Source organism: Mucilaginibacter pineti (genome assembly GCF_900101875.1).
In the GTDB taxonomy this organism is placed as follows: domain Bacteria; phylum Bacteroidota; class Bacteroidia; order Sphingobacteriales; family Sphingobacteriaceae; genus Mucilaginibacter; species Mucilaginibacter pineti.
The window spans coordinates 96,337-109,170 of record NZ_FNAI01000019.1 but is presented as its reverse complement, the minus strand read 5'-3'; the positions used below and the strand labels follow the sequence as shown (position 1 = coordinate 109,170).

General features: G+C 45.8%; 8 protein-coding genes. 7 read left to right on the top strand and 1 reads right to left on the bottom strand.

The genetic code is table 11. From position 1 onward, the window contains the following. Positions 1 to 23 precede the first annotated feature (23 nt). The 5 genes from BLS59_RS27805 to BLS59_RS27785 all read left to right on the top strand — a co-directional run bounded on the left by BLS59_RS27805 (position 24) and on the right by BLS59_RS27785 (position 8,184). Complete coding sequence (locus BLS59_RS27805; protein ID WP_091156045.1) at positions 24 to 3,533, top strand: SusC/RagA family TonB-linked outer membrane protein; 3,510 nt, start codon at positions 24 to 26, stop codon at positions 3,531 to 3,533. 28 nt (positions 3,534 to 3,561) lie between these two features. Continuing rightward, positions 3,562 to 5,160, top strand: coding sequence for a SusD/RagB family nutrient-binding outer membrane lipoprotein (locus BLS59_RS27800; protein ID WP_162842797.1), 1,599 nt, complete (start codon positions 3,562 to 3,564; stop codon positions 5,158 to 5,160). Positions 5,161 to 5,180: 20 nt separating this feature from the next. Further along, positions 5,181 to 6,200, top strand: coding sequence for a glycosyl hydrolase family 18 protein (locus BLS59_RS27795; RefSeq protein WP_091156039.1), 1,020 nt, complete (start codon positions 5,181 to 5,183; stop codon positions 6,198 to 6,200). A gap of 34 nt (positions 6,201 to 6,234) precedes the next feature. Next, on the top strand, positions 6,235 to 7,581 hold the full coding sequence (locus tag BLS59_RS27790) for a glycosyl hydrolase family 18 protein (protein WP_091156037.1): 1,347 nt from the start codon (positions 6,235 to 6,237) through the stop codon (positions 7,579 to 7,581). Between the two features lie 258 nt (positions 7,582 to 7,839). Continuing rightward, entirely contained in the window at positions 7,840 to 8,184 is a 345-nt protein-coding gene (locus BLS59_RS27785; RefSeq protein WP_091156032.1) for a hypothetical protein, read from the top strand. A gap of 40 nt (positions 8,185 to 8,224) precedes the next feature. Here the strand turns inward: BLS59_RS27785 and BLS59_RS27780 are convergent, their stop codons facing one another. After that, positions 8,225 to 8,953 (bottom strand): GntR family transcriptional regulator, encoded by a 729-nt coding sequence (locus BLS59_RS27780; protein WP_091156028.1) that lies wholly within the window; start codon positions 8,951 to 8,953, stop codon positions 8,225 to 8,227. 534 nt (positions 8,954 to 9,487) lie between these two features. Between BLS59_RS27780 and BLS59_RS27770 the strand changes: the two genes are divergently transcribed. Together BLS59_RS27770 and BLS59_RS27765 are read left to right on the top strand one after the other, a co-directional pair. Continuing rightward, the gene (locus BLS59_RS27770) at positions 9,488 to 11,308 is read left to right on the top strand and encodes a class I mannose-6-phosphate isomerase (protein ID WP_091156020.1); all 1,821 of its coding nucleotides are present in this window, start codon (positions 9,488 to 9,490) and stop codon (positions 11,306 to 11,308) included. Positions 11,309 to 11,335: 27 nt separating this feature from the next. After that, the gene (locus tag BLS59_RS27765; protein WP_091156017.1) at positions 11,336 to 12,736 is read left to right on the top strand and encodes a sugar porter family MFS transporter; all 1,401 of its coding nucleotides are present in this window, start codon (positions 11,336 to 11,338) and stop codon (positions 12,734 to 12,736) included. Positions 12,737 to 12,834: the final 98 nt, after the last annotated feature.

The window sequence follows — 12,834 nt, the reverse complement described above, 5'->3', positions numbered from 1 at the left end:
CAAAATCCTAAAACTATAATCATATGCAAAAACCATTACTCCGTTCACGATTTCTTTCATGGATACTACTGAGGATGCTCCCTTCGGTTTTACTGATCGTATCGCTTTCCGGGTACGCGCAGTCATCAACCCCCGTGTATTCATTCAGCTGGAAAAACTCGGCGCTGCCGGTTGTTTTTACCCAGATAGAAAAAGCTGCCAGTGTGCACTTTTCCTACAACCCTAAAGATCTTGATCTGCAAAAAAAGATCAGTCTTACTATCAGCAAGCAAAGCCTGCCGCAGGTTATTGACCTGTTAACGCAGCAACTGCACGCCCAATACAAAATTGTGGGCGAAACGGTGATGATCCAATCGCAAAAAACACCGCCGAAGGTAACGTCGCAGGTGGTGGCCGATGATTTTAGTTTAACAGGTAAAATTACCGATCAGGATAACCTTCCCTTGCCCGGCGTTACCATTACCAACACCACCAAAAACCGGTCGGCCACATCAACCGAAACCGGCAACTTTGTAATAACAGCAAATAATGGCGAAATAGTAACCTTTAGCATGTTGGGTTACGAGCCAACATCAATTGTAGCTACCGATAAACTTAAAGTAGTTAGGATAACACTAAAACAAAAAGCTACCGAACTTAATACCGTTGTGGTAACCGCGCTTGGTATTAAAAGGGAAGAGCGCTCATTGGGCTACTCCGTATCTGAGGTGGATGGTAACCTGCTTAAAAAAGCAAGGGAAACCAATGTTATCAACTCGCTTGCCGGTAAGGTTCCCGGGTTAATTATCAACAGCACGGCTGGCGGCCCTGCAGGCTCATCAAGGGTAATTATTCGTGGTAATACCAGTATCACCAGTAATAACCAGCCGCTTTACGTGGTTGATGGTGTACCTATTGATAACTCCAACTACGGCCAGGTAGGTGGTGCCAAATACTCGGGCGGGTTTGATTTCGGCGATGCCATATCGGCCATTAACCCCGATGATATTGATAAGATAAGCGTGTTGAAAGGTCCATCGGCATCGGCATTGTACGGCAGCCGCGCGGGTAACGGTGTAATTTTAATTACCACCAAAAAAGGTACTTCAAAAAAGGAACTGGGTATCGAACTGAACAGTACCACATCTATAGAAAATCAGTTAACCCATTATAATGATTACCAGTACATATACGGCCAGGGTACTGCCGAGCAATTGGTTATTGATCCCGGCCAGGCAAAAAATACACTGTTCAATAACTTTGGTCCGCGGCTTGATCCCAGCTTGCAGGTGATAGGCTTTGATGGTAAATACCGCCCATACGCGCTGGTAAAAAACAACATCGATAACTTTTTCAGAACAGGTGCTACTACTACCAACAACATTGCCTTTTCAAACGCCAACGATAATTCATCGTTTCGTTTATCAATAGGCGATCTGCGCAGCAGGGATATAGTACCGGGCAGCAACATGCGCCGCAGTACGTTTAACTTTACCGGCAGCTCAAAGCTGGGCAGCAAACTAACCGTATCGGCCAAGGTAATGTACCTTAACGAAAACGTGGTGAACCGCCCTGCACTGGCAGATGATCCGGGAAATATAGGCAACAGCTTTGTGGGCCTGGCCAACAACGTAGATCAGGCTTATTTTAAAAACAGCTACAAAGATTCGGAAGGCAGTTATGTTGACTGGGGCGGCGGCCAATACCGTTTAGACCCGTATTGGGTAATTAACGAAATGAAGAACACCACCAGCAAAAACCGCTTCATAGGCGGCTTGCAGGGAAACTACGTAATTACCAGCTGGATGAACCTGCAGGGGCGTATTTCTACAGATTTTACCTACTTAAAGTATAGCAAGTTTAGTCCGCGTACTACGCCGGGCGCCTTGGCTGGTGAGCTTGATCAGCTTGATCAAAGGCTGGGCACAACCGAGGGCGATCTTTTGTTAACCTTACAAAAACAGGTTACCCCGTCATTGAATTTAGCGGCACGCTTTGGCAGCAGCTTATCAAACATCAGCAATCCGGGCTCAACCCTTACATTTATAACGCTGAATGTACCGGATGTGGTTAGCCCTAACAGCTTTGCCGATAAATCTGTTGTTGAAAACCATTATCGTAAAAAAAATACAGGCATTTACGCTTTATTTAGTGCAGGCTATAAAAGCTGGTTATATGTAGATGCCAGTTTAAGGCAGGATGCATCATCAACCCTGCCGGTTGAAAACAATACCTACCTGTACCCATCGGTAGCCGCCAGTTTTGTTTTTACCGATTTCTTTAAGATCGATCCATCGGTATTGTCATTCGGTAAATTAAGGCTCTCCGAGGCCGAGGTAGGTAACGATACCGATCCGTACCTGTTAAATTTAAATTATACACTGTCGCCGCTGCCGTTTAACGGGGTATCGCTGGGTACAGTAGCCAATACAACTATCCCGCCAAGGGGGTTAAGACCAACCCGTACCCGCTCATTTGAAATTGGTACGCAGTTAAAATTCTTTAAGGATCGGATCAATTTAGATATCTCATACTACAACTCAAAATCACGCGATCAGATAAACCTTGTGCCTGCGCCGGAGTCGTCGGGCTTTAACATGCAATTGGTTAATGCCGGTGTAATTGGTAATAAAGGTATCGAGGTGGCGCTTAACGGTTCGGCCATTGCGCTTAAAGATTTTGGCTGGGATGTTAACGTGAATTTTGCCAAAAACACCAATACCGTATTGTCATTGGCCGAGGGTATCCCATACCTGTCCTTGTCTGATGCACGCTGGTTAGGCGTATCGGTAGTGGCCAAACCGGGCGCGCCTTATGGAGCCATCCTGGGTTACGATTACCAGCGCGATCCGCAGGGTAACATTATCCTTAATCCGCAAACGCTTGCCCCGGCCCAGGCCGAAGAGCGCAGCATCCTGGGTAAAGGTACCTGGAGCTGGACAGGCGGTTTAACCAACTCGTTCAGGTACAAGAATTTTGGTTTAAGCATGGTTATGGATATTAAACATGGTGCAAACCTGTTCTCCATGACCAATATGTTTGCCATAATTCGCGGTAGCCATGTATCAACACTACCAGGCAGGGCCGAGTGGATAAAATCTGAAGAGGATCGCCAAACACAGGGCCAAACCATTGAGGCATGGCGCGCGGCAGGCAAAGTGCAGGGCTATGTGCCGCAGGGCGTATTGGCAACTACAGATGCCAGCGGCAAAACCACCTACACAAAAAATACCACTGCGGTTGATCCGTCAAACTATTGGTCGCAGTATTACAGCGATGGTAATGGGGTGGCTACACCGTTTATTTACGATGCCAGTTACATAAAAATGCGCGAGATAACCTTTAGCTACAGGTTCCCGGCAAATACCATTTCAAAACTGGGCATTAAAGATCTTACGGTAGCGGTTGTAAGTCGTAACCCTTTTATTATTCATAAAAATGTGCCGAATGTTGATCCCGATTCAAACTACAACAACGGCAACGGCCAGGGCCTGGAGTACGGTTCATTACCCTCAAGAAAAAGCTGGGGCTTTAACTTAAACTTCAGATTTTAATAGTATGTATAATTTTAGAACCAACAAGATGAAAAGAATATTAACCAAATATATACCCCTTGCTTTCCTGTTGCCGGTACTGCTGTTATCGTGCAATAAATTTGGGGATACCAACATCGATCCTACAAAATCAAGCAACCTCGACCCAATAAACCAGCTGAATTTTGTAGAGGTACGTTTTGGTGGCGACGTAGATATAAACGAGCGTACCAGCATTATACTTACCATGCCAATGATGCAGCAAATAGGCGGCGCATACTACACCCGCTACGGCAGCGCATACATTGAAAGCAAGCAGTACATGTATGACCTTTGGCAGCTTGGCTACCCTACCGATGTACTGAACATTGTAGATGCCGTTTCGCGTACCACGGGTGTGGCCAACAAAACCAACCTCAACGCTATTTGCCGTATCATGAAGGTGTACATTTTTGCCCGCCTTACCGATCTGTATGGCGATATACCATATGTTGATGCAGGCAAAGGATACCTTACCGGGGCCGTGCGCCCTAAGTATGACAAGCAGAAAGATATTTATACCGACTTTTTTAAAGAGCTGAAAGCCGCCGCCGCGCAGCTTGATGCCTCCAAAGATGATATTACCAAGGACCTGCTGTACGGCAGCAAACCCGACCCTATTGGCAGCTGGAAAAAATTTGCCAATTCGTTGCGTTTGCGTTTAGCTATGCGTTTGGTAAAAATTGACGACGCCACCGCCAAAGCCGAAGCGCAGGATGCCTTTAACTCGGGCCTGATATCAAGCAACGCCGAGCTTTGCAAGCTTGATTACATGAACATTACCAATGGTTATTTAGATATCCGTGGCAACGGTGTTTCGGTTGGTATTAACCAGTACCAGGATGATGGCCGCCCGCGCGTTTGTACCACATTGCTAACCAAAATGCATGATACCAATGACCCGCGTTTAAACTACATAGCCAGGGCATACTGGGTTAACCCCGATAAACTATCTGACAGGCTGGACGTTACCGATCAGGTAAAAGCCAAGGTTGGCCTTTTAGGCGTTGGCCCGGGCAAGTATACTTATGATGATTTCCTGGGTGCTATTGAGATTGATTATCCCGGTCGTGGTACGCTGTCTGTTCCAAACGGCGGGCAAAAAGTGCAACTGGCCGATTTCCTGGTGCGCAGTGATGCCCCATACTTCCACATGACCTATGCCGAAGTAGAATTTTTATTGGCCGAAGCCAACACGCGCTGGGGACTGAGCATGGGCGGAACAGTAAAACAACACTTTGAAAAAGGCCTGGAAGCTGCCTGCCAGCAACTGGCGCTGTACCCAACCGGCCCAACTTTAACTGCTGACGAGATCAATAAATTTAAACTGGATAACCAGCTTGCACCGGGTAAAGAACTGGAGCAGATAGATACCCAGATATGGATAGCCCTGCTCATGAACGGCCCCGAAGCCTACGCCAACTGGCGCAGAACCGGGTTCCCCGATCTGACACCGGCCCCAACTACCGAATCGACAGTGAAAACTATACCGCGCAGGTTTGAGTACCCATTAACCGAGCACGAGCAAAACTCCGTGAACATAGCCCCGGCTATAGCGGCCCTTGGCGGTACCGACGACTGGACAGGTAAAGTATGGTGGGATAAATAACAACAACTATATAACAACAGATGAGCATATTTAAAAACAAGGCGCTGCTAACATTAACCTTTTTTGTACTGATGGCTATTGCCGGCTGTAAAAAAAGTGGTGTAAAAGCGCAGGAAAATACCAACAACAGTACAAACACTACCACTCCTGCTAAATTCAGGGTGGTGGGCTATCTGCGCTATGAAGGTAACCTGGTTGATGAGGCCAGCGCTATTAATATGAGTATGATAACTCACCTTAACGTGGCCTTTATTAACCCGGATAAGGACGGTAATTTTGCTGCCGATGATAACCTGCGCAAGGTGGCTGTAATGGCCCATGCAAAGGGTGTACAAATATTAGTATCTATAGCAGGTGGCACACCGCCCGCGTACATAAGTACGCTGATAGCACCCGGCAACCAGGCAAAGTTTATTGCCAGTCTGTTAAAACTTACCGATGATAATTCGCTGGATGGTATTGATGTTGACCTGGAACAAAGCTTTGTTGATAATAATTACCAATCATTTGTTACCAACCTGGCTGCCGCGCTAAAGGCCAAAAAGAAACTGACCACGGCCGCCATTGCAACGGTATATGCCGATAGCTATCCGGATAAGGCACTGGCCCAGCTTGATTTTATCAACGTAATGTCGTATGATAAAACGGGCCCCTGGAACCAGGCCAAACCGGGGCAGCACTCGCCGTACAGCATGGCAGTTGATGATATAGCCTACTGGAGCGGCACGCGCGGTATAGCTAAAGAAAAACTGAGCGTGGGTGTGCCGTTTTATGGTTATGGTTTTGGTACAAACGCGCCCGAAAGCCTGTCCTTTGCCGAAATTTTGCTGGCCTATCCCGGTTCAGAAAATGACGACCAGGTAACGGTGAGCGGTGGCGGTATTATGTATTATAACGGCATCCCTACCATAAAAAGTAAAACCCAACTGGCGCTCAATAAAGCCGGCGGTATTATGATATGGCAGCTAAGGCAGGATGCAACAGGTGCAAATTCATTGCTTGGCGCCATTAACAGCGTGATAAAAGCAAACACTAAATGATTAATTAAACTGAATAGTTAAAACATATTAAAATATGAAAAAGATTATATACACATTGGTTCCGGCGTTGGTGCTGGTCATGTTTATGGTACTCTCGGGCTGTAAAAAAGATGAAGTTGCGCAGCAGGAAGCCGCCAACCCCTATTCGCCGCGGATATTTGATAAGCTGCGTATTTTTGCCGGTTCGCGCATTATTAACGAGGGCGAAACGGCTAAGTTTACCGGCCTGGCTTTTTCACCGGCCAGCAAGGTGCAGATCAGCTGGCTGGTAGACGGTAAACAAATGTCGACAGATACGGCCTATCAATTTAAGCCCGATGCAGGCGGCGAGTACACCATTAAACTTAACGTGGTTTACAATGGCGATACCACATCAAGGCAAACCAAGGTACTGGTTAACCCTACAAACTACACCTTTAAACCTTATGCCCAGGTAGTGCTGGCAAACCTTACCGAAGACGGTACCGCGGCCGATATCAACTGGAAAAACCCCAATATGACGCATCTTGACTACCAGTTGGGCAAAGTATCGGCAGATGGAAGCCTGGATATTACCAAAGGCAACATTGCCCAGCATGCCGATGAACTGGTGGCCCGTGCGCACATTGCCGGTATCCCGATCATCCTGGGTATCAGCGGTCACCTTTCCGGTATCGACGGTTGGGCTATTTACGAAAGTAATGACTTTGGCAGCGCCATCCGTGATCCTGCGGCAATGGCTTCGCTGGTACAATCGGTAAAAGCTTACGTGGCAAAAGAGAGAATGGATGGTGTTGATATCAACATGACGGATATCAACTCTGGCAATGCGCCGCTTAATATTCATGCTATCGGTCCGTTTTTAACAGCGCTTAAGGCCGCTTTGCCGGCCACCGCCATAGTAACGGTAACGGCTACTGTAAACTATCAGCATTGGGAATATCCCGATCTTTCGGCAGCAACATGGGTAAATATCCATGCTTATGAAGATAACGGGCACATTGGTCCGGATGCACCTGTAGGGCAGTCGTCAAGTTTTGATTTCATGGTATCGGGTACACAAATATGGACTAACTTTCACCTGCCCGCCAGCAAACTGGTGGTTGGTATCCCGGCCTTTGGTTTGCGATATAACGCCCTTAACGATGCCGGAAACAATGCCAGCTGGGGATCATACGATTACATGACCTATAAAGATATTATAGCTGCCGACCCAACCGCCGCAGGAAAAGAGAAAGCCGATATAGCCAAAGGCGTTTATTTTAACGGCATCCCGCTGGTAACCCAAAAGGCTGCATACATCAAAAACAACGGCTTTAAAGGCGCATACCTTTGGGCGGCAGATTATGACGCCACGGGCGCCAACTCGTTACTGGCAACTTTATATAACGCGCTTAAATAGATGTGCAGATAGGAATAGATTAATTATTGATTTTATATTGTTTGGTTTATGGAGAGGCGCAGTTTATGCGCCTCTTTTTTGTTATGAAATGCTCGCTTCAATTTAATTAATATTTAAAAATGGCCAATATGCGGGAAACTATGTGTAACTTTAAGAAATTCCTCCCCCAACAACTGCATATCTCTTAGGCATTGCCATTTTTATTACGGTGATAATTAAGCTTTAAGCTGATAATAATGTCACTCAATAATTAAAAATATGATAGCCGATAAACAAGCCGACAAGGAAGCTGTTGAAACCGAAACCCGTATGTACATGTATGATATGCAGAACGCTGCAAAAGAACATGGTTTTAAAGGCGAAGATGGCTGGGAACTAAGCATGGCAACCAATACCGAAAGAATAAAGATCCAGAAGGATTATTATCCAACTATATCTGCCAAAGTTGGTCCCGAAATTTTACTGCAGGTTTTTCATACCATTAAATCGAGGCTTAACCAATCGTTCCAAAAAGAGGAGCCAAGGCCTAATAATGACCGCTTTGCGCCGGTAGAAGATTTGAATTACCTGGTAGCTTTTAATCCTAAACGCCCGCGTACCTAAAATCGGTTTTTGTAGAGCCACATATTTGTGGCTCTTAATACTACCGTGTACTCTCTACCGTGTAAATAAAACTATCGGCTTTGTAGTAGCCAACGTTGTATTCAATGGGGCGTTCGCCCTGGTCATAAACAAAACGTTTCCTGAGCAGTACCGGGCTGCCAACGGTTATGCGTAATTTATCTGCAATAAAATGATCGGCCGCTTTTGCGCTTATTTCTTCTTTGGAGAGGGTGGCAATAACAGAATGTTCCTGCTCCAGCAGTTCATACAGCGGTCTTTTAAAATCTTCATCGCCGGTAAGCCCAACGCGCGGATGAAAGTATGATGCAAAGTATACAAACGGGTCTTCAATGCGGCCCCTCACACGTTCCATTTTCAGGATCTTGCGATCGGTTTTAATTTCAAAAAAGTTAGCCAGCGCCTGGTCTGGAAATACCCAGGTAACATGCAGTTCGAAATTTTTAATGGGTATGCCCCTCAGGTTCATTTCCTGCGAAAAACTAAGCCAGTTATTTGATTTTGAACTTACCGATGCCTGGGCAACTTTGGTACCAAAGCGTTTTTTACGTACCAATAAACCCTCAAAAACCAGTTTGTTGATGGCCTGCCTTAATGTAGTACGCGAAATAGCCAGCTTTTTAGCCATATCAACCTCGTTTGGCAAAAGCTTACCTTCCTGGTATTCATCCTCAGCTATTAACTTCCTTAAAAGTGCTTCGGCCTGTACGTGTAAAGGTATAGGGCTTTTATGGTCTATAGCGTATTTCATTTGTCTGAGTAAATTACAATGATAACTATTTTTATGCACATGTGTACATATTGCCGCGTAATACGCACGGGAAATGCTTTAATAACAACCGTTTGCGAACTTTGATTGAAGCCATTTGTATACATAAAGCAACAATATTTTACATCTTCAGCTATGATTAATTCATTTGCATAGCTGATCTGCAAACGCAAGACGCAAAATAAGCCCTTGCTACGGCCATTTGAAATATTTTTGCCCGCCTTTGCCGTTTGGCTTTAGTTAACGGTTAAATTGCGGTGAATAATAGGACTTTGGTCAAATTAAGCATCTATTGGTAATAGCCATTTACGTTGTGTAAAGTGCTTTTAAAATAGTTAATAAGGCTTTGATGTTTAAATTTAACAAGTAAAAATAAATTATTTGGATTATAAAATTATTTATATGTTTGTACATAATAACATTAAGCCGCTAATACGTGAATCTATCATTATAAATTAAAATCTTCGTATGGGATTTTGTTGATTTTAAGATATGTTCATACATTATTACAATTAAATGAGTACTGACCAAACAATAACAAATGCAATAGTTCCAAACGTAACTGCCGGGGTCCCGTTCAGGAAAACTTCACAGTTTTTGATGCCCGCAAAGCTAAGCGGTACCGCAACCGGGCAGCAACAATACAATATTTACCCTGTTTGCGCATTAGGCGGCGGTAAAATTTTTAACGGTTACGGCTCGCTGGCGCAATACATTGCCGGGCAAAAAACGGTGGTGATTGACGGGTTTGAAGGCGTGTTTTACAGTCGCATTAAAAATGCCTTATGCCGCTATTTTACTGCCGAAGGCTTGAGCGTGAACTGGATAGAAACACAGGCATTTTTAAAACCGGTGCATACTGTTGATGCATTGGTACAACCCTTCATGGGCGCGGCCGATTCGGTATGGGGCACAAAATGCACCCTTACCCTTGCCGATCTGTACCAGACAGATAAGCTATCGGCACTAAAGCCCGATACTGCTTTTGACATAAATATTATAATAGGCACCGGCGCGGCGTTAAGCGGCTGGAATGTACCGGTTATCTACATCGATCTGCCAAAGAATGAGCTGCAATTCAGGATGAGGGCAGGTTCGGTTACCAATCTGGGTGCCGATGCAGTTAACGAACCTTTTTACATGTACAAGCGCTTTTACTTTGTGGATTGGGTTTTGCTCAACGCTTATAAAAAGCAACTGCTTAATAAAATTGCCGTTATTGCCGATGCACAATGGCTCGATGATATCAACTGGATGCTTAAGGCCGATTTTGCAGCCGGGCTTAATAAATTAAGTGAATCGGTAATACGGGTGCGGCCCTGGTTTGAGCCGGGGGCATGGGGTGGCCACTGGATTCGCGAAAATATCCGGAATATTAATAAAGACGTAGTGAACTACGCATGGTCGTTTGAGTTGATAGTACCTGAAAATGGGCTGGTATTTGAAAGCGACAGCAACCTGCTGGAAGTTTCTTTCGATTTTTTGATGTTCCACAACCAGACACAGGTGCTGGGTAAACACGCACCGGTTTATGGCGATGAGTTCCCCATCAGGTTTGATTTTCTGGATACTTATGATGGCGGTAACCTGTCTATCCAATGCCATCCAAAATTAAAATACATACAGGAGGTTTTTGGCGAGAAGATCACCCAAGACGAAACCTATTATATTTTAGATTGTACCGATAAGGCCGAAGTTTACCTCGGTTTCCAGGATAATATTAATCCCGATACCTTCAGGGCTGCGCTGGAAGAAAGCCAGGCCGAAAACAAGGAGATAGAAATACGCGAATACGTACAGGCGCACACCGCCAAAAAGCACGATCTGTTCCTGATACCAAACGGTACCGTACACAGCGCCGGGACCGATAACCTGGTACTGGAAATAAGCGCCACACCGTACATCTTTACCTTTAAAATGTATGATTGGGTACGGCTTGACCTTGACGGTAACCCGCGCCCCATCAACATAGATCACGCTTTCAACAACCTCGATTTTACCCGTAAGGGCGATAAGGTGCAGGAAGAACTGATCTCTAAACAAACGGTTATTGAGCAGGGTGCCGACTGGCAGCTGGTACACGTACCAACTCACCGCGAGCATTTTTATGATGTGCACCGCATTGAATTTGATACCGAAATTACCATTGATACCAACAATGTTTGCCATGTAATGATGCTGGTTGAAGGATCGGCGGTGCGGGTTAAAACCAACAACGGTACCGAGCAGGTTTTTGCCTACGCCGAAACCTTTGTGATACCCGCAGCAGCTACGTCATACACCCTAACCAATTTGGGCAATAGCCGCGCTAAGGTTGTTAAAGCCTTTTTAAAATAAACCAAAACCAACCTAAATAATATAATTGTGGAGAAGAAAAATAACACTTACCTGTACCTGGTTTGCCTGGTAGCCGCACTCGGAGGATTTTTGTTCGGGTTTGATACGGCCGTAATATCGGGCACGGTGAGCCTCGTAAAAAGCGATTTTAACCTGAGCGCCGTAAGCGAGGGCTGGTTTGTAAGCTGCGCGCTGCTGGGTTGCATCATCGGCGTTAGCTGCTCTGGCAAACTGAGCGATAAGTACGGCCGTAAAATTGTGCTCATCCTGTCGGCTGTATTATTTTTGGCGTCGGCATTGGGTTGTATGCTTTCGGGATCGTTTACCGGTCTTATTGTTTTCAGGCTGATAGGCGGTTTGGGCATAGGGGTGGCCTCTATGGTTTCGCCTTTGTATATCTCCGAGTTTTCGCCCTCGCGCTTTCGCGGAATGATGGTATCATTATACCAGCTGGCATTAACCATTGGCATTGTGCTGGCCTATTTCTCAAACGCGTGGCTGGCCGGTCACACCGCAAACACCTTTGGCAATGCCGAACTCACAAAAATATTTTCGGCCGAAGTTTGGCGGGCCATGCTTGGGCTTGGCGCTTTACCGGCAGCCATATTCCTGGTAAGCCTGTTCCTTGTTCCAGAGTCGCCGCGCTGGCTGCTCTTGCGCGGACAGGAACAGAAAGCCACCGCCATACTCATTAAAATAGATGGTGCCGATGCCGCCCACAAAGAAGTTGCAGCCTTTAACGCCATAAAAGGAAAAGGGAATACCGAGGAAGGTTCAATAAAAGAATTGTTCACCCCCATATACCGCCGCGCTTTGTGGATAGGTCTGTTGCTGCCCTTCCTGTCGCAGGTGTGTGGTATAAATGCGGTTATTTATTATGGTCCGCGTATTTTGGAGCAGGCGGGTTTTACACTTAACAACGCGCTTGGCGGGCAGGTAACCATAGGCCTGGTAAACGTGGTATTTACCTTTGTGGCCATTTTTACAATCGACAAATGGGGACGTAAGCCGCTGCTGTTTGTAGGTATAGGCGGCGCGGTAATTTCGCTTATCATCATAGGCGTATTATTTGCACTCAACATTACTTCGGGCCCGTGGATCCTGATATTCATCCTGGCTTTTATCGCCTGTTTTGCATTTTCATTTGGCCCTGTATGCTGGGTTGTTGTGGGCGAAATTTTCCCTAACGCTATGCGTGGCAAAGCCATGGCGCTGGCCACACTTTCGTTATGGATAGGCAATTTCCTGGTAGGGCAGTTAACACCAATTATGCTGGAGGGCTTAGGCTCGTCATGGACATTCTGGCTGTTTGCATTATGCTGTTCTCCTGCCCTTTGGCTTACCTACAAGCTTATCCCCGAAACCAAAGGCCGTTCATTGGAAAACATTGAGGCCTATTGGAAAGATACATACACCGCTAAAAATTAAACCTAAATAATACCTTCTCATATAAATAATAAACTGGTTACGCTGTCGGTTTGGTCGCCGGCAGCGATTTTTATTCCTGTAAAGCGCGCTTATCGTTA